The 26,679-nt window shown below is 51.8% G+C and carries 21 protein-coding genes and 1 pseudogene; 12 read left to right on the top strand and 10 right to left on the bottom strand.

From position 1 onward, the window contains the following. The first annotated feature begins 56 nt into the window (after positions 1–56). Genes mtnN through D8682_RS11175 form a run of 3 tightly spaced genes read left to right on the top strand, consistent with a single transcriptional unit; the run spans position 57 to position 2,184 of the window. Positions 57–755 (top strand): 5'-methylthioadenosine/S-adenosylhomocysteine nucleosidase, encoded by a 699-nt coding sequence (gene mtnN, locus D8682_RS11165; protein WP_064539794.1) that lies wholly within the window; start codon positions 57–59, stop codon positions 753–755. Further along, on the top strand, positions 748–1,554 hold the full coding sequence (btuF, locus tag D8682_RS11170; protein ID WP_064539796.1) for a vitamin B12 ABC transporter substrate-binding protein BtuF: 807 nt from the start codon (positions 748–750) through the stop codon (positions 1,552–1,554). Before mtnN ends, btuF begins: the two co-directional genes overlap by 8 nt. Positions 1,555–1,566: 12 nt before the next feature. Beyond that, entirely contained in the window at positions 1,567–2,184 is a 618-nt protein-coding gene (locus D8682_RS11175) for a TRIC cation channel family protein (protein ID WP_064539798.1), read from the top strand. A gap of 139 nt (positions 2,185–2,323) precedes the next feature. Here the strand turns inward: D8682_RS11175 and erpA are convergent, their stop codons facing one another. Further along, complete coding sequence (gene erpA, locus D8682_RS11180) at positions 2,324–2,671, bottom strand: iron-sulfur cluster insertion protein ErpA (RefSeq protein WP_064539800.1); 348 nt, start codon at positions 2,669–2,671, stop codon at positions 2,324–2,326. A gap of 81 nt (positions 2,672–2,752) precedes the next feature. Then, positions 2,753–4,174 carry a H(+)/Cl(-) exchange transporter ClcA gene (gene clcA, locus D8682_RS11185; protein WP_121814279.1) on the bottom strand — a complete coding sequence of 474 codons (1,422 nt, stop codon included), beginning with the start codon at positions 4,172–4,174 and terminating at the stop codon, positions 2,753–2,755. A 139-nt stretch (positions 4,175–4,313) separates the two neighbouring features. Between clcA and hemL the strand changes: the two genes are divergently transcribed. After that, the gene (hemL, locus tag D8682_RS11190; protein ID WP_121814280.1) at positions 4,314–5,594 is read left to right on the top strand and encodes a glutamate-1-semialdehyde 2,1-aminomutase; all 1,281 of its coding nucleotides are present in this window, start codon (positions 4,314–4,316) and stop codon (positions 5,592–5,594) included. Positions 5,595–5,684: 90 nt separating this feature from the next. Here the strand turns inward: hemL and D8682_RS11195 are convergent, their stop codons facing one another. Then, positions 5,685–7,514, bottom strand: coding sequence for a hypothetical protein (locus D8682_RS11195; protein WP_121814281.1), 1,830 nt, complete (start codon positions 7,512–7,514; stop codon positions 5,685–5,687). A gap of 262 nt (positions 7,515–7,776) precedes the next feature. Between D8682_RS11195 and D8682_RS11200 the strand changes: the two genes are divergently transcribed. Further along, positions 7,777–8,703, top strand: coding sequence for a hypothetical protein (locus D8682_RS11200; protein ID WP_064539808.1), 927 nt, complete (start codon positions 7,777–7,779; stop codon positions 8,701–8,703). A gap of 26 nt (positions 8,704–8,729) precedes the next feature. On the opposite strand, the gene fhuB is transcribed toward D8682_RS11200, so the two are convergent. The 7 genes from fhuB to hrpB all read right to left on the bottom strand — a co-directional run bounded on the left by fhuB (position 8,730) and on the right by hrpB (position 20,824). Then, positions 8,730–10,715: a Fe(3+)-hydroxamate ABC transporter permease FhuB gene (gene fhuB / locus D8682_RS11205; RefSeq protein ID WP_121814282.1), complete on the bottom strand. Its 1,986-nt coding sequence runs from the start codon at positions 10,713–10,715 to the stop codon at positions 8,730–8,732. Then, entirely contained in the window at positions 10,712–11,611 is a 900-nt protein-coding gene (gene fhuD, locus D8682_RS11210) for a Fe(3+)-hydroxamate ABC transporter substrate-binding protein FhuD (RefSeq protein ID WP_121814283.1), read from the bottom strand. Before fhuD ends, fhuB begins: the two co-directional genes overlap by 4 nt. Next, positions 11,611–12,408, bottom strand: coding sequence for a Fe3+-hydroxamate ABC transporter ATP-binding protein FhuC (gene fhuC, locus D8682_RS11215; RefSeq protein WP_121814284.1), 798 nt, complete (start codon positions 12,406–12,408; stop codon positions 11,611–11,613). The genes fhuD and fhuC overlap by 1 nt, the downstream gene beginning before the upstream one ends. A 47-nt stretch (positions 12,409–12,455) precedes the next feature. Further along, a complete protein-coding gene (gene fhuA / locus D8682_RS11220; protein WP_064539817.1) occupies positions 12,456–14,627 on the bottom strand; it encodes a ferrichrome porin FhuA in 2,172 nt (723 codons plus the stop codon). 245 nt (positions 14,628–14,872) lie between these two features. Continuing rightward, positions 14,873–15,604: a hypothetical protein gene (locus D8682_RS11225; RefSeq protein WP_064539819.1), complete on the bottom strand. Its 732-nt coding sequence runs from the start codon at positions 15,602–15,604 to the stop codon at positions 14,873–14,875. Positions 15,605–15,759: 155 nt separating this feature from the next. Continuing rightward, positions 15,760–18,312 carry a bifunctional glycosyl transferase/transpeptidase gene (gene mrcB / locus D8682_RS11230; RefSeq protein WP_064539821.1) on the bottom strand — a complete coding sequence of 851 codons (2,553 nt, stop codon included), beginning with the start codon at positions 18,310–18,312 and terminating at the stop codon, positions 15,760–15,762. A 79-nt stretch (positions 18,313–18,391) separates the two neighbouring features. Then, positions 18,392–20,824 carry an ATP-dependent helicase HrpB gene (hrpB, locus tag D8682_RS11235; RefSeq protein ID WP_064539824.1) on the bottom strand — a complete coding sequence of 811 codons (2,433 nt, stop codon included), beginning with the start codon at positions 20,822–20,824 and terminating at the stop codon, positions 18,392–18,394. 91 nt (positions 20,825–20,915) lie between these two features. On the opposite strand from hrpB, the gene thpR reads away from it, so the two are divergent. From thpR to panB, 7 genes and pseudogenes are all read left to right on the top strand, one after another. Then, positions 20,916–21,455 carry an RNA 2',3'-cyclic phosphodiesterase gene (gene thpR, locus D8682_RS11240; RefSeq protein ID WP_064539826.1) on the top strand — a complete coding sequence of 180 codons (540 nt, stop codon included), beginning with the start codon at positions 20,916–20,918 and terminating at the stop codon, positions 21,453–21,455. Then, the gene (gene sfsA, locus D8682_RS11245) at positions 21,456–22,160 is read left to right on the top strand and encodes a DNA/RNA nuclease SfsA (RefSeq protein WP_064539827.1); all 705 of its coding nucleotides are present in this window, start codon (positions 21,456–21,458) and stop codon (positions 22,158–22,160) included. A 192-nt stretch (positions 22,161–22,352) separates the two neighbouring features. After that, on the top strand, positions 22,353–22,808 hold the full coding sequence (gene dksA / locus D8682_RS11255) for an RNA polymerase-binding protein DksA (RefSeq protein ID WP_034493443.1): 456 nt from the start codon (positions 22,353–22,355) through the stop codon (positions 22,806–22,808). A 201-nt stretch (positions 22,809–23,009) separates the two neighbouring features. Next, positions 23,010–23,905 (top strand): annotated as a pseudogene (gluQRS, locus tag D8682_RS11260) (tRNA glutamyl-Q(34) synthetase GluQRS). 55 nt (positions 23,906–23,960) lie between these two features. Then, positions 23,961–25,358 carry a polynucleotide adenylyltransferase PcnB gene (pcnB, locus tag D8682_RS11265; RefSeq protein ID WP_208111337.1) on the top strand — a complete coding sequence of 466 codons (1,398 nt, stop codon included), beginning with the start codon at positions 23,961–23,963 and terminating at the stop codon, positions 25,356–25,358. Further along, positions 25,355–25,834 (top strand): 2-amino-4-hydroxy-6-hydroxymethyldihydropteridine diphosphokinase, encoded by a 480-nt coding sequence (gene folK, locus D8682_RS11270; RefSeq protein WP_064539834.1) that lies wholly within the window; start codon positions 25,355–25,357, stop codon positions 25,832–25,834. The genes pcnB and folK overlap by 4 nt, the downstream gene beginning before the upstream one ends. Positions 25,835–25,881: 47 nt before the next feature. Continuing rightward, entirely contained in the window at positions 25,882–26,676 is a 795-nt protein-coding gene (gene panB, locus D8682_RS11275; RefSeq protein WP_064539836.1) for a 3-methyl-2-oxobutanoate hydroxymethyltransferase, read from the top strand. Positions 26,677–26,679: the final 3 nt, after the last annotated feature.

Here is a 26,679-nt window from a genome sequence, read left to right on the forward strand (position 1 = left end):
CTGCGGTTTGTCATGGTAGACTATGCGACTGATTTATTACTTTAGCGAGTATCACTATGAAAGCAGGCATTATTGGTGCAATGGAAGAAGAAGTTACGTTGCTGCGTGACAAAATTGAAAACCGTCAAACTCTGACGCTGGCTGGGTGTGAAATCTACACCGGCACACTGGACGGCGTTGAAGTCGCATTGTTGAAATCAGGCATCGGTAAAGTGGCCGCAGCCATGGGTGCAACGCTTCTGCTTGAGCATTGCAAACCAGATGTTGTGATTAACACCGGCTCTGCAGGTGGCCTCGCATCCACGCTCAAAGTAGGCGATATCGTGGTTTCCGATGAAGTGCGTTACCACGATGCAGACGTTACCGCTTTTGGCTATGAATATGGTCAATTACCTGGCTGCCCGGCAGGTTTCGCCGCCGACGCTAAACTGATTGCCGCGGCTGAAGAGTGCATTGCCGAGCTGAACCTGAATGCAGTACGTGGCCTGGTGGTCAGCGGTGATGCCTTTATTAATGGTTCTGTGGCATTGGCAAAGATCCAACATAACTTCCCGCAGGCTGTAGCCGTTGAAATGGAAGCGACCGCCGTTGCGCACGTTTGCCATAATTTCGGTACACCATTTGTGGTAGTTCGCGCGATTTCCGACGTCGCCGACCAACAATCTCACCTGAGCTTTGACGAGTTCCTCGCCGTAGCGGCGAAGCAGTCCACGCTGATGGTTGAAAAACTGGTACAGAAACTGGCTCGTGCATAATAAAAAAATCTGGCGCGGGCTCACCGCGCTGCTGTGTTGCCTCCCGGCGTTGCTGATTGCAGCGCCGCGGGTTATCTCATTGTCGCCCAGTAATACTGAACTGGCGTACGCTGCGGGAATTACCCCTGTGGCGGTCAGCGCGTGGTCGAATTATCCGGATGCCGCCAAAAAACTTGAGCAAGTCTCTAACTGGCAGGGGATGAACCTCGAACGTATCGTGGCACTTAAACCCGATGTAGTGCTGGCGTGGCGTGGTGGTAATGCCGAACGGCAAGTCAATCAAATGCAGGCACTGGGGATTAAAGTCATTTGGCTTGATCCAACAACCGTTGAAGGTGTGGTTGCCGCACTGCGTCAACTTGGCCAATTCAGCCCAACACCACAAACTGCCCAGGACGCCGCAGATCGGCTGGCAAAAGAATTTGCTGAGTTAAAAGCCCAGTACTCTCAACACCCGAAGAAAAAAGTATTCCTGCAATTTGGTCAGCAACCGTTATTTACTTCAGGAAAAGGTTCGATTCAGAACGAAATTCTGGAAGTCTGTGGCGGGCAAAATATCTTTGCGGACAGCCGGGTTCCCTGGCCACAGGTGAGCCGCGAACAAGTGATTAGTCGGCGTCCCCAGGCTATTATTATTACCGGCGATGAGACCCAGATTCCTCCGGTTGAACAATTTTGGAATACCCAGTTAAAAATTCCGGTTATCGCAGTGAATGATGACTGGTTTAGTCGCTCGAGCCCACGTATTATCCTCGCCGCAAAACAGCTCTGTAAGGAGCTGAATAACAATGAACAATGAGGGTAATCTCACATGCTTGTCTATTGGCTGGACATCATAGGCACAGCCGTCTTTGCCATATCCGGCGTATTGTTAGCTGGAAAACTCCGTATGGACCCGTTCGGTGTACTGGTGCTGGGCGTAGTGACAGCTGTGGGCGGTGGGACAATACGCGATATGGCTCTGGATAACGGCCCGGTATTTTGGGTTAAAGACCCGACCGACTTAGTAGTCGCGATGGTGACCTGTTTACTCACTATCCTGTTAATACGCCAGCCGCGTCGCCTGCCAAAATGGATTTTACCGGTACTGGATGCGGTCGGTCTTGCGGTGTTTGTCGGAATTGGGGTAAATAAAGCATTTCTGGCTGGCGCCAGCCCGCTGATTGCTATCTGCATGGGCGTGCTCACTGGCGTTGGTGGCGGGATCATTCGTGACGTTTTAGCGCGTGAAATCCCGATGATTCTGCGCACCGAAATCTACGCGACAGCCTGTATTGCAGGCGGTATCGTTCATGCCACCGCCTATCACACCTTCCACGTCCCGCTAGACCAGGCCAGTATGATTGGCATGGTGGTCACGCTAGGGATTCGTCTGGCTGCCATTCGCTGGCACTTAAAACTGCCGACGTTTGCGCTGGATGACCGGTAATTTAGACATAAAAAAGCCGTGTTAAAAAACACGGCTTCGGATAGCTAAACAGGTTTTGTAGGGTGGATAAGCGTTAGCGTCATCCACCATTTTTGTCGGATGGCGCTTCGCTTATCCGACCTACAAAAGAACGATGTCTTTAAACGCTGAAAGATGAACCACACCCGCAGGTGCTCTTGGCGTTCGGGTTGGTCACCACAAAGCGGGAACCTTCCAGACCTTCGGTGTAATCCACCGCACCACCTACCAGATATTGCAGGCTCATCGGGTCAACAACCAGTGCAACGCCTTGCTTCTCGATAGTCATATCGCCGTCGTTGATCTGGTCATCAAAAGTAAAACCATACTGGAAGCCGCTGCAACCACCACCGGTGATGTAAACGCGCAGTTTCAGATTCGGGTTTTCTTCATCCGCGATCAGGGTTTTTACTTTATTGGCTGCGGCTTCGGTAAACTGCAACGGCAGCACTGCTACGTCATCACTCATTTTTTGCTCCCAACGAAATAAGAAGTCGGGCAAAGAATAACCCGATCTTTAGCGCCATTATCTAATACCCGAGTAAATCGTTCAAGTATTCTCCCCGACCGGGCTTTGCTGCTCTTTGCTGTGCTTTTCGGCGTCTTGTTTGGCAAGCGTACGCGCAAGGATCGAGGAGTATAGCGGTTTTCCACCCAGGAATTGTGCCAATAGTGTCGCGCCCAGGCAGGTAATAATCATTGGCAGAATGAGCTGATAATTGTCAGTCATTTCCAGCACCAGCACAATTCCCGTCAGTGGTGCACGCACGGAAGCCGCAAATAATGCGCCCATACCAGCAATGGCAAATGTTCCCACTTCAAGATGATAGGCCGGGAACCAGGCGACACTAGCGGCACCGAAAGCCGTACCCAGCAATGTGCCCAGTGCCAACATTGGCGCAAAGATCCCACCCGGCGCACCGGATGCGAAGCACAACAATGTGGTAATCACGCGGGCAATAAAAATAAATAGCAGCATGCCGATGGTGTAGTTACCCGCCGCAGCAATAGGGATCAAGTTAAAACCGCCACCGGCTGCTGCGGGCTGAATGAGACCTAACACACCGCAAACACCGCCCAACAGGCCACCGATGATCACCCATTTTTTGAGGTTGCCGCCATGAATACGCTGGAACATATCCTGAGTGCGAAACACCATCGCATTAAACATGACGCCGACAATGCCAAATACCATGCCGAGTACCAGATACAGCCACAATGTGTTAACCGGCGCGTTAGAAAGTTTCTCGACTTCAATAACCGCATTTTCACCGTTAAAAATACGGAACACGACGCTCGACATAATCACGCCGATAAACACGGCTTTGATCGAAATGAGGTTGTAGCGGAACTGCGGGCGCATCTCTTCGATGATGAACAAAATGCCCGCCAGCGGAGCGTTAAACGCCGCGGATAAACCAGCAGCCGCACCGGTGGCTAACAGTGAATGGCGAGCTTCGGCACCGCGCAGACGGAAAATATCCAGCACCATACGGCCGATATTCCCGCCAAGTTGTACTGTTGGTCCTTCGCGGCCCAGCACCATGCCCGCGCCGAGCGTCCCCATACCGCCGATGAATTTCACCGGGATGACACGCCACCAGCGAACCGGGCGCAACTCTTCAAGCGCACCTTCAATTTCAGGGATGCCTGAACCGCCTGCTTCCGGCGCAAAACGACGCACCAGATAGTAGCCGATCATCGCCAAAAGCATTGAACTGATGAATGCCAGCGGCCAGACGATCACGCTGTAATCTGCCACATGCGCCAGCATCGCCAGGCGATTTTGTTGAATCCAGGTCACTGATTTTTCAAACGCGACCCCCACTAAACCGGTTAACGTCCCTACTATCGCGGCCATAAAAAGAATAGCGACAGGGGTTTTATCCTGTCGAATCAGGCGACGCACCATGTCGCCCCGGCGTAAGCGCACAACCTGTTGTGCTTCAAAAGAGGGCTGGGAGTGATTCATTAGGCTAATCATTTATTGGTAATACAAATCGAGCGGGCATTCTACTCCCTCGACGCGTTTGGGCAATACTTTCATAACGTCGGCGGTTTCCCTTAGAATAGTGCGTTGCCATTCTTTATACGAATCCAGGAGCCGCTCCATGAGTAAGTCTGAAAACCTCTACGCTGCCGCACGTAAAGTCATCCCGGGTGGGGTGAACTCGCCAGTTCGTGCTTTCACCGGCGTCGGCGGTGTGCCGCTGTTTATCGAACGTGCTGACGGGGCTTACCTGTTTGATGCAGACGGCAAAGCCTATATCGATTACGTAGGTTCATGGGGGCCAATGGTTCTCGGCCATAACCATCCGGCGATTCGCAACGCGGTTATTGAAGCTGTTGAGCGTGGTTTAAGCTTTGGTGCGCCGACGGAGATGGAAGTAAAAATGGCGGAACTGGTCACCGAACTGGTTCCAACAATGGACATGGTTCGCATGGTGAACTCCGGTACAGAAGCCACCATGAGCGCGATTCGTCTGGCGCGTGGTTTCACCGGGCGCGATAAAATCATCAAATTCGAAGGCTGCTATCACGGCCACGCCGATTGCCTACTGGTGAAAGCCGGTTCTGGCGCCCTGACCCTTGGCCAGCCAAATTCACCGGGCGTTCCGGCTGATTTCGCCAAACATACCCTCACCTGTACCTATAACGATCTCGCCTCGGTGCGCGCCGCGTTCGAGCAATATCCGCAAGACATCGCTTGTATTATCGTTGAGCCGGTTGCCGGCAACATGAACTGCATTCCGCCAAACGATGATTTCCTGCCAGGCCTGCGCGCGTTGTGCGATGAGTTTGGCACACTGTTTATTATCGACGAAGTGATGACTGGCTTCCGTGTCGCGCTGGCTGGCGCACAGTCTTACTACGGCGTGGAGCCTGACTTAACCTGTCTGGGCAAAATCATCGGTGGTGGCATGCCTGTCGGAGCATTCGGTGGCCGTCGTGAAATTATGGATGCGCTGGCACCAACCGGACCGGTTTATCAAGCGGGAACACTTTCCGGTAACCCAATTGCCATGGCTGCAGGCTACGCTTGCCTGACAGAAGTCGCACAACCGGGCATTCACCAGACGTTGACCGAACTGACCGAAATGCTGGCTGATGGCTTGTTGAATGCAGCGATTGCCGAAAATATCCCACTGGTGGTGAATAATGTTGGGGGGATGTTTGGTTTGTTCTTCACCGATGCCGAGAGCGTAACGTGCTATCAGGATGTGATGGCGTGTGACGTTGAACGCTTTAAAAAGTTCTTCCACTTAATGCTGGAAGAAGGTGTTTACCTGGCACCGTCTGCGTTTGAAGCAGGCTTTATGTCAGTTGCCCATTCGAAAGAAGATATTCAGAAGACTATCGACGCTGCGCGTCGGGCATTCGCAAAACTGTAACGCTGATTGCAAAATAGGTTCGTAGGGCGAGCTATCGCCCTACGAAAGTGGTTATCACGTAGTTTCAATGCAGCAATAAATGCAGCAATATCAGAACCCAGTTACCATAAACTCACCAAATTCTTCCTTAAGTTTTGTCGATTGACTGACTGAAGGTTTACCTCCTCCCGCCAGCGCTGAAAAGTGCCTCCTTACTTCGCTAAGTAACGGCAATCGATCCGCATCTTCTGCCTCCTTCAGTCCAATCATTTGCGCCAGACGCATAGAGCTGAGTAGCGTGTTGTTCAGTTCTTTCACATTGCTAAAAGTATGTGACATGCCTTGCTGTAACATAACCTGGATACTGCTGTTGGCTTCTTTCTCGGTCGCATTAAGCGCCTGGAAGACGAGTTTCAAATATTTACGTGTGGCTTTCAGCAATGGGCTTCGATTCATAATCTGCTCAACTTGCTCAATATTTTTGAAATTGATGGCGATATCATTGTTAAACAACCGATCATAAGCCTGCCGCACATAGCTATTTTGATCGCTAATTGCGGTAATGAATTCGTTCATGGTGCACGGTGCTTCACGCGTTTTAGGCTGATCGCTAACAAAACGCAGAAGCGAATCAGAAAGTTGTTCGGTTGCAAGTGTACGTACCACAAAAGCTTTGATTTCGTTGTCTTCAGAAATCACATCGGCATTCTTCTCTTGCTCGTTGTGACCTTCAATAGGTAAGACCAACAAGCGTGAACCACATCCCGCCTGTTTCCGTAAATAGGCAAATTCGCCAATCGTACCCGCCCCAGCGGTAGTAATACCATCAGCATCGGCAATATAAGCCAGATGCATGGCATTAAAATCACCCGCAGCTCCCGGCCCGCAAAATAAGAATATTATGCTCTGAAAAAGGGGATCATTGGCACACATTCGTTCATTGACACAACGTGCTACTATATTTGTTTTCTTATGTGCATAAACATAAACAATATTTTGGGCATCGCCACCATGCTGCACTAAAGAACCCGCCATCACACCAGAAAAGGGACGATTAGCATCCGCTAATTTTTCTTTAATTTTTTCTGCAGGAAGCGCATGTGACAATAATAAATCAGCAATTTTTAGCCTGGCAATATATTTGGGTGTTCCACTTAATATACCAAGACGTTCAGTAATATTACTGATACTCACCAACGTATTACGCCCACCTAAATCAATATGCGAGATTTGCTCACCGTATCCACCTAATACTTTTGATAACAGAGCATATTTAGGCAATATGTTGAGCTGGCTATCATTAAGATTCAGTAAAATTGCATGATTTTGTTGATCCAGGCATCGTTTCCCTGGAACCCCCGCAGCCTGTGCCGCTTTCTGCAAATAGGGGTCCATATCAGTCAAAACATAACAACGCTCCGCCATAATTTCACGCCCAAATGTAGCCGCCATGCTATTCATCAGATTCTTTGCTGAAATAATGGGCAAATTCTTACAATCTTCATCAGTTTGGAAAGAAACACATTGCGTAAGTTCTGTGATCGTTTTCTGGCTATCATCCTTTCTGGCGGATTGGGGCGTGACATTGCGTTGAGGAAAGCGCGTGATATGCTGGAGAATGCTGGCATCATCTGATCCCCCCGTCTCTTTATTCAGATATCCATAGATAGATTTATCTGACTCAGCTATCCAGACATTAATTTGGCGATTGATGAGTGTCTTTGCAAGATTTGCGACTAAAGGGGAGCGTGGCGTACCTTCCCAGGGACAGGGGACATGAAACATAACGATGCTATCTTCGGGGATTGATTTTTTTTCTAGCGCCATCGAAATAATATTGAGTAAACGTGCAGTATGCCCACCCCCGGTTGGTGAGTAGCTAACAATAATTAATTTAGCGGAAGGATTGCTTATATATTTTTTTACAGTTGCAGTAATCATGAGTTCCCTTCTAATACATCACTTAATATAAATCCCAACCAATATCATTGACCTAAATGATAGGTTTAACTTAATTCATTGATGGAATAAATTTAACTTTGATATCTATTCTAGGCGGCTGCAGCATTCATCTGTTAGCTACAAATGCTAAAGAGTAGTGATATCAGCCACATTTTTAATCATGATATTTTGCAACGTAAATAAACTCTTCATTATAAGAACCAGGTCGTCATAAAAATTCACCTCTTGGAAGGAAATTAAAATGTATAAAAGATATCTGGATTGTAATGCCTCAGATTTGATGGATCTTTCCCGTACCGATTTACTGTTTTCTCTCAGGGCCTGCGAAGGCCGTATTCTGGTGAGTGAAACCATTGTCACCGTCGCACCGTTACTGACCTCGGTCACCAATGCTGAACTCGCTGCCAGCCAAGGGGCAGATCTTTTATTGCTCAACCTGTTCGATATTGAAAATCCAAAAATTGCAGGAATGCCTGCCGATACCCCGCCCGAGGATGTCATCCGCAAATTGCAGCATCTAACCGGGCGGATAATTGGCGTTAATCTGGAAGCAGTAGATAAGGGTTTTTCTGCAACACACGAAGAGCTTTGGATGATGCGTCAGGGGCGTTTTGCTACCGCTGCTAATGCACGCCGGCTCCATGAAATGGGCGTCGGATTTATTGTGCTGACGGGAAACCCGGGCAACGGCATCAGCAATGAAGCGATCGCTGAAAGTTTGCAGGAAATACGTGCTGAATTAGGTGAGGATATGGTGCTGATAGCAGGGAAAATGCACTCTGCGGGGATCTTACCCTCTGGCTCTCAAAAGCTGATAACGCCAGACGATGTAGAGAAATTCATCCAAAAAGGTGCCGATATTATTTTGTTGCCCGCCCCCGGAACTGTACCAGGAATAACGCTCGAGTATGCGCAAAAGCTTATCGATCTGGCACATCAAATGGGCGCGATGACCATGACCGCAATTGGTACCTCGCAAGAAGGTGCGGACGCTGAAACGGTACGTCAAATTGCACTGATGAGTAAAATGGCCGGAACGGACTTACACCACATTGGAGATACCGGTTACACCGGGATAGCCATACCCGAAAATATTCGCACCTACAGCATCGCTATCCGCGGTGTTCGTCATACCTACACGCGTATCGCAAGGTCCGTCAATCGCTGATACAGATAGGGCCGTTATAGACCCTATCAACGGCTCTGCTTACGCAGTAAATAAACGAAATAAGGCGCGCCGATAAAGGTCGCCAACAACCCCGCCGGAACCTGATCGGGGAACAGAATCATCCTTCCACACCAATCCGCTGCCACCATCAACATACCACCTAACAACGCCGACATGATCAGTTGCGGCATCGCACGGCGGAATCCCAGCATGCGCGCGATATGCGGTGCCATTAAGCCAACAAAACTCAGCGGGCCGACGGTCATGGTTGCTGCTGCCGTCAACGTGGCGGCTAGTAATAACAGCGCAAAGCGTGATGGTGTCAACGCCATACCAATGGCACGCGCGGTTGCCCCACCTAGCGGCAGAATCATCAACCAACGGCGGCACAGCGGCGTCAGGGCAAACAAAATCACCATCAGGATTAACGTTCTGACCGCCTGATCGCCGGTCACGTTATAGGTTGAACCAGAAATCCAGGTGAGAATGCCAGCCATGCGCGGGTCACCACTCGCCATCAGTAACATCAGCAACATGGTAAATGCGGTGCTCAGCGCCATCCCGGCCAGCAACATACGTTGCGGGGAAAAACCGCCACGGCTGGCAGTGACCATAATCACCAGTAATGTGACCGCCGCTCCCAGGCTACCCGCAGGGAATAACCAACCGAACGCATTCCCCGGTACGATAAACAGCATTACGACCACGCCGAATGCCGCACCGGAACTGATACCTAACACTTCCGGGCTGGCCATCGCATTACCCGTCAGGCGCTGGATAACGCTACCGGCAACCGCCAACATCATACCCGCCGTCAACGCGGCTAATACTCGCGGCCAACGCCACTGCAACAAATCATGGAATAACGAACCGCTCACCCAGTTCCAGCCATGTACGTCACGCCCCAGCGTCAGCGCAGTGACAATCACCAGCGCTAACACGCCGCTGCCGATTAACGCCCACCAGCCCAAATGCTGGCGTTCAGCCGGAACGTTGTCGCCCTGATTCATCGCAGGCGTGCCGACGGTACGCAGGCGCGGCAGCAACCACAGCAGCAACGGTGCACCAATCAGCGCGGTCACGGTACCGGTCGAAATTTCACGCCACACGCTCGTCAGCCAGATAACCGACTGATCCGACAACCACAAGATCAACGCGCCGATAAGCGGAGCGAGGAACAAACGCGCCACCAGGCGACGCGCGCCGAGCATCTTCGCCAGCAACGGCGCGAACAGGCCGATAAAGCCAATAATCCCAACCGCATTCACCAGCAGCGCACTGATGGCAATCGCCAGCACTAGTGTGGCGAGGCGCACCATCGAAAGTGCCAGACCAAGATTTCGCGCCACACCATCGTCAAGCCCCATCAGGGTAAGCGGGCGCAACAACAGCAATGTCAGCAATAAACCACCCACCAGGCGCGGCCACAGGCCGTTGACGATGTCCCAGTCTTGCTGGTTCAGCGAACCGGTGCTCCACAGGAACATGTTCTGCAATTGGTCGTGATGGAAAATCGCTAATAGCTGATTTACCGCGCCGCAGTACAGGCTCAGCACCAGACCGGCGAGGATCAGCGTGACCGGCGATAACCGCTTGCCCCAGGCGACACCAAACACCAGCAAACCAACAACGCCTGCCCCGACTAATGCCGCGAACTGTTGGGTAACAAACCCACCCGGCAACGCCCACAACGTAGCAACGGTGACACCTAACTGTGCACCACTGGCCACGCCCAGGGTGGTCGGTTCGGCAAGTGGATTTCGCAGCACTTGCTGGAAAAGCACGCCCACTAACCCCAGCCCCGCGCCCACTAACAGCGAGATAGCAAGGCGTGGAAGCAAGCTGTAGTGGAATAACATCTGGTTGATGTTATCAATGTTGGGCTGCCACCAGGCCGCACTCCACTGGGCAGCAGGCAGTTGTGCGTTGAGGTTGTGTAGTGTTAGCGCGCAGGCAACCACAAACAGCAGCGATAACAGTATCGCCGGGAACAAGGCATAACGATGTTTCACGCTTCGCTCCCTATAGCTTTAGCCAGCGTGTTGGTGAAACTCATCGCAGAGAGTGTCGCCCCGTAAAGCCAGACTGGCGGGACTCGCTGGAAACGCTGCTGGCGCACAAAAGGCATCGCCTTCCATAATGGTGTCGCCATCACACGCTCCATTTCAGCGTCGTTATTGTGATCAAAGCAGATAACGTCGGCGTCTTTGACTTCAGCGAGACGTTCAAGCCCCACCACCGCGCTGCCCCAGAAATTGGTTTCCCCAGACCAGGCATTTTTCACACCGAGTAAGTCCATCACTTGCTGGAACAGGCTGTTTTTGCCGATCACCAGCGCATGGCGGGAATCTAATAACGTCATCAGCAACACAGGTTTTTCACCACGTGCGGCAAAGCGCGGTTTCATCTGCTCAATAAATTGGTCGAATTTCTGCAAGTGGTCACGAGCCGCTTGCTGCATGCCCAGTTTCTCGCCCAGTTCAATCAGCGACTGGCGCGCTACGGTCAGCGGTTTTCCGGAACCGTCGTTAAAGCTAAAACCTAATCCCGGAGCGATACGCGCCATTTTTTCAGGCTGTGGGCCATAGCCTGCAGAATAGAGAATCAGTGAAGGTTTCAGCTGTGTCAGGAGTTCAAGATTGGGTTCAGTGCGCAGGCCGACTTCAATAATGCCATCCGGCAATTTCGGTTCGCCGACCCACGCCTGGTAATTTTTAATGTCCGCCATGGCGTAAGGCTTGATTCCCAGCGCCAGCATCAGTTCTACGGGCAACCACTCCAGCGCCACAATACGCTGAGGGTCAATGGTTGCCGCCTGTGCATTACCCATTTTGAGCAATAGCGGTGAGAGTGCCAGAGCAGTGAGCAACTGACGACGACTCAACAAAGGATTGATTAGTTCAGGCATCAGTAAACAAAGCTCACCGGAGCGGCACCCGCAGGATGAGGCAGAATGCCCATTGGAATTCCGTAAATCTTCTCCAGCGTTGCGCTTTGCATCAGGTCAGCCGGGCTACCCTGGGCAATCATTTCACCACCGCGCAGTGCCACCAGGTGGTCGCAATAGCGAGCGGCCATATTGATATCATGCAGCACAGCAATCACCGTCAGACCGCGTTCCTGGCTCAGACGATGGATAAGCGCCAGCACGTCAACCTGATGGGCAATGTCCAGTGCCGACGTGGGTTCATCAAGCAGCAAACAGCGGCTGTCCTGCGCCACTAACATAGCAATCCACGCCCGTTGGCGCTCGCCACCAGAAAGACTATCCACCAGACGATGCGCAAAAGGTTTCAACCCCACCAGCGTAATTGCCTCTTCAACCAATTCACGGTCTGCCGCGCCGAAACGCCCCAGCGCGCCATGCCACGGATAACGACCAATCGCCACCAACTCACGCACCGTCATCCCTTCTGCCGCCGGAAGTTGCTGCGGTAAATACGCGACTTTGCGCGCAAATTCCTTGCTGCTCCAGCTATCTAACGGTTGATTGTTGAGCTGAACTTCCCCATCAGAAGGCTTTTGATGACGGCCAAGCATTTTCAGCAATGTCGATTTCCCCGAGCCATTGTGCCCAATCAGGCCGGTGACTTTGCCAACGGGAAAGGTTATCGAGAGAGGGTGAAGAAGCGTGCGACCGGGTACGCGAAAGGTAACGTCTGAGAGGCTAAACGTGGTATCGGGATGAAGGTGTTTGTCCTGCATGGTAGCCAACTTTGTTGATGGGCACGGCGAACCGTGCCCGAATACACTTAGAAGCGGAATGTAGCAGTCGCAACAACCTGGCGCTCAGCGCCCCAGAAGCAGCCATAAGTGGCGAAGCAGCTGGCAACGTATTCACGATCAAGCAGGTTGTTCACATTCACCGCCACGCTTGAACCATTCATACCGAAACGGCCGAGGTCATATTTAACCACTGCATCCAGAACCGCAGCACTACCCACTTTGAAGCTGTTAGCCGGGTCGCCGTAGCTGGAGCCGATGAAGCGACCACCGGTACCGATAGTCAGACCGGTCAGCGAGCCTTCATTGAAGGTATAATCCCCCCACAGTGAAGCCATGTGCTCTGGCACCTGCTCAGGCGTGTTGCCTTTGTAGTTGGTGTCAGTGGTGTATTCCGCATCGGTGTAGGTGTAAGAAGCCGTCACGTTGATGTTGGCATTCACCGCCGCTTTCGCTTCGAGTTCTACGCCGCGAGAACGAATTTCACCACCCTGAATGGAGGAGAAACCGTGGGAAGTGTCTGGGTCGGACATCAGGTTATCAGACTTAGTCAGTTGATAAATCGCACCAGTAATCACCACCGCCATATCCTTCGGCACATACTTCACGCCCGCTTCGTACTGACGGCCTTTAGACGGTTTGAAGGTGTTGCCGTAGAAATCTGCACCTGAGTTTGGCTCGAAAGATTCGCTGTAGCTGATGTACGGCGACACACCGTTATCGAACAGGTAGTTCAGACCCGCACGGCCAGTGAATTCGCTATCGTCACGCTCGGTGTAGTTATTCGCCTGGTAAGCGAGTGTTGACTGTTTCAGCCAGTCGTAACGGCCACCGACGGTCAGAACAAACTTGTTCCACTCAGCTTGATCCTGAATGTAGATGCCGGTCTGTTTCTGTTTGTTTTGCTGATACGGGTCTGCATCGCCAAAATCGTAGTTTTCGTACACTGGGTTATACAAATCCAGTGGCGGAGCGCTGCCGAAGGTGGCGTTCACATCGTTACGCATCTGCTGGAAATCAACACCAGTCAGCAAGGTATGTGCCACGTCACCGGTCGCAAAATTACTTTGCACTTGAGTATCAACAGCAAAGTTGTGCAGCTTTTCGTTATCCACAACAGTGCCGCGAGTCAGCATATAACCTGAAGAGTCTACGCCAGTGCCGTAAACGCTTTTCTGATTGGTTTTAGACTCAACATAACGCAGGTTCTGACGCACGGTGAAAGTGTCGTTGAACTCATGGTCAAAGGTATAACCGACCATTTTATGGGACAACGAGTAGGTGTTATTTGGAACACCTTCGTTGAAATCAGTCGGCAGATAAGAACCATCTGGCAACGGCTCAACGGTACCTTCTTTCGGCAACCAACCGTAATAACCCGTCTCTGGAGTGTCTTGCAGGTTCGCTAAGAAAGTGAAATTAGTTTTATCGTCAGGACGCCAGGTGAATGACGGAGCAATCGCATAACGTTTCTGTTTGGAGAATTGTTGCTGGTCGTCGTTAGAACGCGCCACACCAGTCAGACGATAAGAATAAACGCCTGCATCATCCAGTGAATCACTGAAGTCGAAACCGGTTTGCCACAGATTGTCAGTGCCCATCTTGAACTGAACTTCTTTCAGCGGTTCAGTGGTTGGACGCTTGCTTACCATAGTGATAATACCGCCTGGACTGCTTTTTCCGTACAGCACGGAAGTTGGGCCACGCATTAATTCCACGCGCTCAAGCATGTACGGGTCGATGATCACTTCGTTATAGAAGTCGCCCTGAAGTTTCAGGCCATCTAAATAGTTGTTCTGGTTAACCGAACCGAAACCACGAATTTTCACCGCGTCATAGGTGTCGGATGCACCACGGGTAGAAACGGTGATACCTGGCGTGTAGCCCAACGCTTCTTTCACGGAAGCTGGCTGGTGAGTATCCATCTCTTCACGAGTCACAATCGAAATAGACTGTGGAGTCTTTTCAATTGGCGTATCAGTTTTGGTCGCGGTTGCCGTGCGTTTAGCGGCAATCGTTGGAGACGGGCCCCACGCGCTTTCGTCAGCAACACTGGCGGAAACGGTGATGGTATCTTCTTTAGCTGTTGTGTTGTCTGCTGCAAAACTTGATGCACTGACACCGCTTACAGCGGCAGCAACAAAGAATGCAAGTTTGCGAATTGAGGTATTGACTGGTTGTCCAGTTCTTAAGCGCGCCATTGTATTATCTCTGATGAAGTAACGAATGATAACGAAAACGAGAATTATTATTATGCCGCAGAATAATAGACGAAACGGAAAGTGCATGGCAAGCGGATCACACCCCCTGGGGGACCAGGGGGATAAAAAATAACCATACAAAGTGCAAGGAGTGAAAAAGGACTCACAAACAGAGAAAACCAGGCAGGAATGACACATCCCGATCACGCTGTCAGCAACGTGACCGAATGGCTAATGCGAGTGGTTCAGGAAATCGCGCTTCTGTCTATCAATGAATAATGCTGTTTATTTTTTGAAGCGAGTGTTTTCCCAGCAGCGGTTTGCTCAAAAATAATAAATTTACCCACGCGAATACTCTCGCGAGAACATTCATCGTAAAAAGGGTCAAACGTACCTTCGACACATTTCCCCATAAGCCCACGATTGGACCATTTATTCATTTTCATTTTCCATTCGAGGGAGTAATGCGCTATTGGGCAAACGATTTTCGCCCATGGATCACATATTAATGTGTTCTCAATTAATTTCCGACTGCCGCGACGAGGTAGTGTGCCGACTAATACCAGACAGTGATCCACGGGATGTTGAAGGAAAATTTGTAATATAAGGATTGGGCACCCGACCTTCCGTTCAAGCTTGCTAATACGATCGGTGAGATAGCAAAAAGCGATTCGGGCATTTTCCCCACAATTGCCTGCGTTCTGCACTCCATTGCGGTAATCATTTTCAACTTTTTGGTACAGTTGCCTGGAAGATAGCTTGAGTTTGCGCTGTGCAGAAACCGCCGCGCTGCGCATCTTGTCCCCGCCAAGGGTATGCAGCCGATATTTTTGCGGATTCGTCAACATCCACTTTTCAATCATATTTTTATCTGGATAAAACTTATTAGATGATTTTAGAGATAACCTGGAACGGGTAAAAAGCATGGCTTCGGTGAGATGTGGTAATACTATTTTTTGAAATGTTTTGCTGTCCATCTGACTTTCCTGTCTTGTACTGTGAAATTTTAAGCATTCAACAAAACATTAGAGCATTCTTCACAAGAGGCAGACAGGAAATAAATAATTAAGAAAAATATATGCCACCCGTTAGATTATTATTCTAAAAGGTGGCACACAAGGACGTTCAGCAATTAATTCCCGCCGAACATATCCTTAATCCAACCGGCAACACCATCACTGGATTCAGGCTGCTGCTGAGGTTGTTGCTGCTGTTGCTGCGGCTGCTGTTGAGGCTGTTGCTGCTGCGACTGATTAAATGGATTATTGGTCTGCTCGGCCTGCTGGCTTTGCTGGCACAATCCATCCGGATTGGTCGTCCAGACAGGAAGGACGCGATCCCCACCGCCACCACACTGGAAGTAACCCGCGCTATCAACACCCATATCAACAATGTCTTCCGGTGGATTCAGCACCAGCGGAATTGGCGTCTGGTTAGCCAGATAACGTTGATACAGCGACATCGCCCCGCTCGCACCATATAGTTTGGTCGGCTGGTTGTTGTCACGTCCTACCCAGGTAATCGCCACTTCTTTGCCATCAATACCGGCAAACCAGGTATCCACATTATCGTTGGTGGTACCCGTTTTCCCTGCCAGATGCAGGTTCGGATACTTGCCACCCAACGCACGCCCGGTACCACGAGCCATAACCTGCTGCATGGTAAACAGCGTCATGTAGGCTGCCTGCGGAGGAACTGCCTGTTCCGCCTGCGGGAAGCTTTGATATAGCACGGTGCCGTCTTCCGCAATCACCGAACGCAATGCAGAAAGCGTTGCACGGTTACCGCCGCTGGCGATGGTCTGGAATGCCTGCGCCACTTCGATTGGCGTCAGGTTCAGCGCGCCCAGCAACATAGCCGGAACCGGATGCAATTGGTTCTGCGGCACGCCGAGTTTGACCCAGGTGTCGGTTACGGCTGGCAAGCCCAACGCCATCCCCAGATTTACGGTTGGCACGTTCATCGAACGCGTCAGCGCATCCACTAACATGACCTTACCGCTCTCACTGTAGCGACGGTCATCGTTTTGCGGCGACCACACTTGTCCGTTTGGCTGTTTCAGCGCGATTGGCGCATCGGTAATCCAGGTATTCAGGCGGTACGAATCCGGCTGGCTTAACGCCGTCAGATAAGTCGCTGGTTTTGCCAGAGAACCGATGGAACGACGAGCCTGCATCGCACGGTTAAAGCCGGCAAATTGCGTTTCTGCCCCGCCGACCATGGCACGAACTTCGCCGGTCGAACGGTCAACAATCACCATAGCCGCTTCGAGATCTTTGAGCTTACGAGAGGCACGCAGTACCGGAACCCCTTCGCTTACCGCTTTCTCTGCCGCATCCTGGGAAACGGAATCAAACGTGGTGAAGATCTTCACCCCAGACAGGTCTTTAACTTTGTCACCAAGCTTAGTCTGAAGCTCGTTACGCACCATCTGCATAAAAGCAGGCTGTGGCGAAATCACGCCACCGCGCGGTTGCACACCCAGAGGACGGGCGCTCAGCATGTCGTAAAGTTCCTGGTCGATCACCTTCTGCTCTTGCAGCAAGCGCAATACCAGGTTGCGACGTTCCAGCGCCAGTTTCGGGTTACGCCACGGGTTGTAAATCGACGCCCCTTTCACCATGCCCACCAGCAACGCTTGCTGGTCAAGGCTCAGCTCTTCAACCGGACGACCAAAGTAGTACAGGCTCGCCAGCGGGAAACCGCGAATTTCGTTATCGCCGCTCTGGCCGAGATACACCTCGTTCAGATACAGCTCAAGGATGCGATCTTTGCCATAACGGGCGTCCATGATCAGCGCCATGTACGCTTCGTTCGCTTTACGCCAGTAAGAGCGCTCGCTCGACAGGAACAGGTTTTTCACCAACTGTTGCGTCAGCGTACTTGCGCCCTGCACGGTGCGACCCGCGGTTAAGTTCGCCAGCATCGCACGACCGATGGAGTACAAACTGATGCCATCGTGTTCATAGAAATGGCGGTCTTCGGTAGCAATCAGCGTATCAACCAACAAATCCGGGAAGCCGGTGCGTGGGACGAAAAGACGCTGCTCACCGTTCGGTGAAGACAACATGGTGATCAAACGTGGATCCAGACGGAAGAAACCGAAGCTGCGGTTACTATCCATGTTCTGGATCGATTCCAGATGATCATTATCAAACACCAGACGTGCGCGGATCTGCCCTTCTTTACTGTCAGGGAAATCAAACGGACGGCGGATCATTTCGATGCTGTTGCCCTGTACTGTAAACTCACCAGGACGCGTCATCTTCGTCACCTGACGGTACTGCGTGGCTTCCAGCAGGTTGACCATCTCTTTTTTGCTGTACGGCATGTCTGGCTCAAGGTTCACCATACGGCCATACACTGCTGCCGGCAGTTGCCAGACCTTGCCATCAATACGGGCACGGATCTTCTGGTCAAGATAGACGCCGTAGATCACGAACAGCACGACAAAGACAACAAACAGTTTGACTAAGAACCACAACCAGCGGCGCTTTTTACGTGGCGGACGGCCATTGCCGCTGCCTTTTCCTTTGCGTGGCGGCATCGGTTCCTCGTCATCATAATCATCATCGTAATCCGCGTCGTATTCCTCTTCACGGACTCGACGGCGGCTTACTTTCTCTTTTACAGGACGTGAAGGTTTACCTTTACGTCCAATCGGTTCGCGGTCATTCCCCGCCATTGCTTTCTCCACCAAAAATAAGGCGCATCGCCTGATTCTCCTTTCTTCCGCTCTGGTCGGAAGAGGAAATCTCTCAAAGTTATTGGTACTTTTTAGTGCGCCGCGTGGGCTGCGCGTCTGCTGGCGAATCCGGCCAGACGTGTTTTGGATAACGTCCTTTCATCTCTTTTTGCACTTCCCGGTAGGCTCCGTTCCAGAAAGCGGTTAAATCACGCGTTATCTGTAGTGGCCGCTGTGCCGGGGAGAGCAGTTCCAGAACCAGTGGCACACGGCCTTCAGCAATTACTGGCGTCCGCGCTTCGCCAAACATCTCCTGCATACGAACAGCAAGAACTGGCGGGTTTTCATCATCATAGCGAATGGCTATCTGGCTGCCAGTCGGCACAGTGTAATGAGTTGGCAACGCACTATCCAGACGTGCACGCGCGTTCCAGTCGAGCAAATTGTGTAACGCACGTGTGACATCAATGTTTTTTAATGCCCGCAGCGAGTGTACACCATGCAGTTCAGGTAATAACCAGCTGTCTAAATCACGCAGCAAAGCATCGTCCGAAACATCAGGCCAGGCAAGTTCCGGCAACCATTTTGCCGCACATGCCAGGCGCAAACGAAACTGTTGCGCATGCGCTGACCAGTTCAATACCGACAGCCCTTTTTCGCGAATGCCATTGAGCATCGCTTGATGCAATTCGTCTTCGGAAGGTTTCGCCAGCGGCTGAACTTTCAGAATTAGCTTGCCAATCTGGCTGCGGCGAAACGCTTTTAAAGTACCTTGCGTTTCGTCCCATTCCACGGAGTCGCTTTGCGTCAGCAACATCGGGCATTGCGCAGTCAGTGCGTCAATATCCAGCGGAATAGCCTGCAAGATTCGCGCATCAGGCGTGTTACTTCCCTGCAATAACAACGGTGCTAACAGCCATTCATAACGCGTTAAAGGATCGTCCTGATTAAGCATCGCCCCCATACCGTTGGCTAACTGGTAGCGACCATCCTGACCACGACGGCGAGCAATACGGTCGGGAAAAGCTTGCGCCAGTAACGGGGCGGCAAGAGCGAAATCCACTTCTCCACCACGGCTATTAAGCCGTTTGAGCAACTGAGCGCTGCGTTGTTGCCAGTTATCCTGGCGGCGGCTAAACGCGTTTCGTAAATCACTGTCCTGGCCACGTGGCGGCTCTTCCAGAATCGCGACAATACGTGCCGCCGTAGCTTGTTCATCAGGCGTTTTGGCGTTGACCAACACCGCAGCGAGGCGTGGATCGTTACCGAGATTCGCCATTTTTTGGCCAATGGGCGTGAGCCGGTGTTGTTCATCCAGCGCATTAAGCTGGCGTAGCAATGTTCGCGCAGCAGCAAGATTGACAGCAGGCGGCGTATCAAGCCAGGTCAGTTGCTGTGGGTCCTGACATCCCCATTGCAGCAAATCGAGTAACAAACCGGAGAGGTCGCTTTGCAGGATTTCCGGCTCGCTTTGTGCAGCTGCGCGTTCTGCCTGTTCAGCGCTGGTCAGATGCAGGCAGATCCCCGCCTCCAGACGCCCCGCTCGCCCGGCGCGTTGGATCATCGACGCCTGGCTAATGCGCTGTGTGATAAGCCGCGTTAAGCCAGTGCGCACATCAAAGCGCGCCACCCGTTCTTGCGCGGTATCCACCACCAGGCGAATGCCTTCGATGGTGAGACTGGTTTCGGCAATGTTGGTCGCCAGCACCACTTTGCGCATGCCGTTTGCCGCCGGTAAAATAGCTTTACGCTGTTCGCTCAACGGTAATGCGCCGTATAACGGGCAAAGCTGAACGTCGCTCGCCACGCGCTCTTGCAGTTGCTGCCCAACTCGCTGGATTTCCCCCACGCCCGGTAAAAACAGCAGCAGCGATCCAGATTCTTCACGCAGCAAATTCGCCACGGCAATCGCCACCGCTTCATCAACACGAAGGTTTGTGGAAAGCGGGCTGTAACGGCGTTCCACAGGAAATGCGCGCCCTTGAGAACTGATAACCGGCGCGTCAGGCAAACACTGCTGGAGGCGCGAATTATCCAGCGTTGCCGACATAATCAGCAGTTTGAGATCGTCGCGTAGCCCTTGCTGCACATCCAGTAATAATGCCAGCGCCAGGTCGGCTTGCAGGCTGCGTTCGTGAAATTCATCGAGGATCACCAGCGTCACGCCTTCCAGCTCAGGATCGTGCTGGATCATGCGTGTCAGAATGCCCTCGGTGACCACTTCGAGTTGGGTATTTGGCCCGACGCAGGTTTCGGCACGCATTCGGTAACCGACGGTTTCACCCGGTTTTTCGCCTAATAATTCTGCAAGGCGCTGTGCGACGTTCCGTGCCGCCAGGCGGCGTGGCTCCAGCAACAGAATTCGACCGCCTAAATTGGCCTGCTGTAAAATCTGCAACGGCAGCCACGTCGATTTACCGGCACCTGTCGGCGCACTCAGTAAAACCTGCGGCGCGTTTTTCAATGCGCTAAGAATATCGGGCAGCACGGCAGCAACCGGTAATGACGACACAAACGGCTCCAAAAGGGTATGATGCAAAGTTCGCTAGTGTAGCATCACATGAATCTATACCCGAGAATCCACCATTACCGAGAGACCCACAATGGCTGAAACTCGCCGTCTGTTCTTTGCCCTCGAATTACCTGCAGAGGTACAAAAACAGATTATCCAGTGGCGCGCCACGCAGTTTCCTGAAGATGCTGGTCGCCCGGTTGCTGCGGCAAACCTGCACCTGACGCTGGCCTTTTTGGGTGATATCAGCGCTGAAAAGCAAAAAGCACTCAGCCAGTTAGCCGGACGTATTCGCCAGCGCGGTTTTACCCTGACCATTGATGATGCCGGGCAGTGGCTGCGCTCGAATGTGGTGTGGATTGGCCCGCGCCATGCGCCTTTGGGGCTGATTCAACTGGCAAATATGTTACGCTCCCAGGCAGCGCGCAGCGGCTGTTACCAAAGCCCGCAGCCGTTTCATCCACATATCACGATTTATCGTAACACTTCGCGTGCAGTCTCTATTCCGCCCCCTAATTTCCGCTGGCAATATCCGGTTGAAGAATTTGTGTTGTATGAGTCTGTTTTTAAACAAGGGCGAACGCGTTACCTGGAATTACAACGCTGGACATTAAGTAATAAGGAAGAGTGAATGGAATTTTCTCCGCCGTTGCAGCAGGCCACGTTAATCAAACGCTACAAACGTTTTCTGGCTGATGTCATCACACCTTCCGGTGAAGAGCTAACGCTTCATTGCCCAAATACCGGCGCAATGACCGGTTGTGCCACACCTGGCGACACCGTGTGGTATTCCACTTCGGATAACCCGACGCGCAAATACCCTCACACATGGGAAATGACGCAGACGCAGAACGGGGAGTTTATTTGCGTAAATACCCTGCGGGCGAATGCCGTGGCTAAAGAAGCGTTAGAAAAAGAAATTATTTCGGAATTAACCGGTTACAGCACAATTAAAAGCGAAGTAAAGTACGGCGCCGAACGCAGCCGTATTGATTTTATGTTGCAGGCAGGTTGCAAAGTTAACTGCTATATTGAAGTGAAATCAGTCACGTTATCACAACAAGGTTGTGGCTATTTCCCGGATGCAGTAAGCCTGCGTGGCCAGAAGCATTTACGGGAATTGATGAACGTGGTTTTGCAGGGCGAACGCGCGGTGCTGCTGTTTACAGTGTTGCATTCGGCTATTACTCAAGTCTCCCCGGCACGCCACATCGATGCAAAATACGCGCAATTGTTATCCGAGGCGCAACAGTGTGGAGTAGAAATTATTGCCTGGAAGGCCGAACTTTCGGACAAAGGCCTGACTCTAACCTCGCCGTTGCCTGTCCTTCTATAATTTTTACTTAATAAAAGAGCAGTTAACGTTTGTCTGTTTTGTATGCTGGTGGCTCGCGTAAATACGCTTTTCTTCACAGGCTTGTCAAGAGAGGAATTTATATAATTGCCATCCTGAAAAGCATCTGCTATTTATAGCGGCCTGATTTTCCCCCTACCAGGGGACCGATAGTGCGTGTTAAGGAGAAACAACATGCAAGAAGGGCAAAAGCGTAAAACATCGTCCCTGAGTATCCTCGCCATCGCTGGGGTGGAGCCATATCAGGAGAAAGCGGGCGAAGAATATATGAACGAAGCCCAGCTGTCGCACTTCAAGCTAATTCTTGAAGCCTGGCGTAGCCAACTTATGGATGAAGTTGATCGCACGGTGACGCATATGCAGGATGAAGCAGCAAACTTCCCGGACCCGGTAGACCGTGCAGCCCAGGAAGAAGAATTCAGCCTCGAACTGCGTAACCGTGACAGGGAACGTAAACTGATCAAGAAAATCGAGAAGACCCTTAAGAAAGTAGAAGACGAAGATTTCGGCTACTGCGAATCTTGTGGCGTTGAAATCGGCATCCGCCGTCTCGAAGCTCGCCCGACAGCTGATTTGTGCATTGACTGTAAAACGTTGGCAGAAATTCGCGAAAAACAAATGGCTGGCTAACAGCCCGCAATTTCAGCACGTACCCAAAATAATTCGCGTTGCAGGAAGGCGACCAGACCGTAAGTCCCCAGGAGCATAGATAGCTATGTGACCGGGGCGAACGGGTGCAGCCAACGCACCTGCAACTTGAAGTATGACGGGTATACTTTCAAAGGCGGGAGACTCTCCCGCCTTATTCATTTCTGACCTGTCACAAAACTGATGACCACATCTCGCTACATTGGCCGCTTTGCCCCTTCGCCTTCAGGTGAACTCCACTTTGGTTCGCTGATTGCCGCACTAGGCAGCTACCTACAAGCACGCGCGCAACGCGGCCTTTGGCTGGTGCGTATTGAAGATATCGACCCGCCTCGTGAAGTTCCTGGCGCTGCCACAACGATATTGCAACAATTAGAACATTACGGTTTGCACTGGGATGGTGAGGTTTTGTGGCAATCCCAACGGCACGAAGCCTATCGTGAAGCACTCTCTTTCTTGCAACAACAAGGTTTGAGTTATTACTGCACTTGCACCCGCAGCCGTATTCAGCAAATTGGCGGTTACTACGATGGCCATTGCCGCACCCTGAATCATGGGCCAGAAAATGCGGCGCTACGATTTGTACAGCATCATCCGGTATTAAGCTTTGAAGATAAGCTACGCGGGAAGCTAATTGCCGATGAAAATCTGGCGCGCGAAGATTTTATCATTCACCGCCGCGATGGGTTATTTGCCTATAATCTTGCTGTAGTAGTGGACGATAATTATCAGGGCGTAAGCGAAATTGTCCGCGGTGCAGATTTAATTGAGCCTACGGTGCGACAAATTTCTCTGTATCAACAGTTTGGCTGGACAGTACCTGATTACGTTCATTTACCGCTGGTGCTCAACGAAAATGGCGCCAAGTTATCGAAGCAAAATCACGCGCCAGCCCTGGCTCAGGGCGATCCGCGTCCGGTTATTCATGCCGCGCTGACGTTTTTGAACCAACCAATAATTGCTGGCTGGCAAGATTTGAAGCTGAGCGAATTACTCCGTCTGGCGGTGCAAAATTGGTCGCTGCCGGCTGTTGTGCCAGGCTCTTCGTGAATACATCATTCTCAAATGCCGCACACTGAGCTATGATTAGCCGCTGTTTTTTTGTCCCTATGATTGACACTGCCGAGGTGTACTATTTTTACCCGAGTCGCTAATTTTTGCCGCAAGGTGCTTAACCGCGATGACGTCGTGGTCGAGGAGAATGAAGATCTCCCGCAAATCACGGTGATTCCGCGTGACCAGCACGCTCTGTCCCGCAAAGATATCAGTGAAAATGCCCTCAAGGTACTCTATCGTCTGAACAAAGCAGGCTACGAGGCTTACCTCGTGGGTGGTGGTGTCCGTGACCTGTTGCTCGGCAAACAGCCGAAAGACTTTGATGTCACTACCAGCGCCACACCGGATCAAGTGCGTAAACTGTTCCGCAATTGCCGCCTGGTTGGCCGTCGCTTCCGCCTGGCTCATGTGATGTTTGGGCCGGAAATCATCGAAGTTGCCACTTTCCGTGGTCACCACGAAGAGCAAAAGTCTGATAAACAGACTTCCCAGACTGGCCAGAACGGCATGCTGTTGCGCGATAACATCTTTGGTTCAATCGAAGAAGATGCTCAGCGCCGTGATTTCACCATCAACAGCCTCTATTACAGCGTGGCTGATTTCTCAGTTCGCGATTATGTCGGTGGCCTGCGTGATTTACGCAATGGCGTTATCCGTTTAATCGGCGATCCTGAAACGCGCTATCGCGAAGACCCGGTGCGCATGCTGCGTGCGGTGCGCTTTGCTGCCAAACTGAATATGACGATTAGCCCGGAAACTGGCGAGCCTATTCCGCGTTTAGCCACCTTGATTAATGATGTCCCTCCAGCCCGTTTGTTTGAAGAATCGCTGAAACTTCTGCAAGCCGGCCATGGATATGACACTTACGAATTGCTGCGTGAATATCAGCTGTTCCAGCCGTTATTCCCGACCATCACTCGCTACTTCACCGAACAAGGTGACAGCCCGATGGAGCGCATGATCACTCAGGTGCTGAAGAATACCGATAACCGCATTCATAACGATATGCGCGTTAATCCGGCCTTCTTGTTCTCCGCCATTTTCTGGTATCCGCAACTGGAGATGGCTCAAAAGCTGACTCAGGAAAGCGGCCTTGCCTATATGGACGCCTTCGCATTAGCAATGAACGAAGTGCTTGATGAAGCCTGCCGTGCGCTGGCGATTCCAAAACGCATTACCACGCTGGTTCGTGATATCTGGGGCTTGCAGCTTCGTCTGTCACGCCGCCAGGGCAAACGCGCCTGGAAGCTGATGGAGCATCCTAAGTTCCGCGCGGCGTATGATTTGTTGGCACTGCGTGCTGAAGTGGAAAACAACCAGGAATTACAACGCCTGACCAAATGGTGGGGTGAATTCCAGGTGGCTGCTCCACCGGCGCAAAAAGATATGCTTGATGTGTTAGGTGATGAACCTGCGGTACGCCGCCGTCATCGTCGCCCGCGCAAGCGTGCACCACGCAGCGGTGGAAGTGCATGACGCTTGCGTATATCGCGCTAGGCAGCAACCAGGCGTCGCCGCTTGAGCAAGTGACTCATGCGCTCGACGCCATTGCAGCCATCCCGCAAAGCCGGGTGGTTGCCATCTCCTCTTTCTATCGCACCCCGCCGCTCGGCCCGCAAGACCAACCCGATTACCTGAATGCTGCTGTCGCACTGGAAACTGAACTGTCTCCCGAAACATTACTGGCCCATACTCAACGTATAGAGCTGGAACACGGACGAGTGCGCAAAGCTGAACGCTGGGGGCCACGCACGCTTGATCTCGACATGATGCTGTTCGGTAATCTGACTATTGCCACATCAACGCTGACAGTGCCGCATTACGATATGAAAAACCGCGCTTTTATGTTGGTTCCATTGCTGGAAATTGCGCCTGACTGCGCGTTCCCCGAAGGCCTGCCAGTCGCGAAAGTTTTAGAAAACCTCTCCCAGGATGGGATTACTTTTTGGTAACCACGGACGCGTTCATTTAATCAATATCATTTCTCACCGGGACTGCCATGAAACCAATCACTATGTCTCAGTTGCGCCAATGGAAACAGGCTCAACGCAAGTTCGCCACCATCACCGCTTACGATTTCAGCTTTGCCAAACTGTTTGCCGAAGAAGGCATTGGCGTGATGCTGGTTGGCGATTCATTAGGGATGACCGTTCAAGGCCACGACTCCACGCTGCCAGTCACCGTAGAAGATATTGCCTACCACACTCGCGCAGTACGCCGTGGCGCGCCGAATTGCCTGTTGCTGGCAGACCTGCCGTTTATGGCTTATGCCACCCCGGAACAAGCTTTTGCTAACTCCGCTGAAGTGATGCGCGCTGGTGCCAACATGGTCAAAATCGAAGGCGGTCGCTGGCTGGTCGAAACCGTCAAAATGCTGACCGAACGTGCCGTGCCGGTCTGCGGGCATTTGGGCCTGACGCCGCAATCCGTGAACATCTTTGGTGGTTATAAAATCCAGGGCCGTGATGAAGCTGCCGCACAAACGTTGTTTGACGATGCCGTGGCGCTCGAAGCCGCAGGCGCTCAATTGTTAGTACTGGAATGCGTACCGGTTGTGCTGGCAAAACGCATTACCGACGCGCTGACGATCCCGGTTATTGGTATTGGCGCGGGCAATGTCACTGACGGGCAAATTCTGGTGATGCACGATGCCTTCGGTATTACCGGCGGTCACATTCCAAAATTCGCTAAAAACTTCCTCACCGGAACCGGCGACATGCGTGCTGCGGTGCGTCTGTACATCAACGAAGTTGAGTCCGGCACCTATCCAGGTGAAGAACATAGTTTCCACTGACAG

Source organism: Buttiauxella sp. 3AFRM03 (assembly GCF_003675305.1).
Taxonomy (GTDB): Bacteria; Pseudomonadota; Gammaproteobacteria; order Enterobacterales; family Enterobacteriaceae; genus Buttiauxella; species Buttiauxella ferragutiae.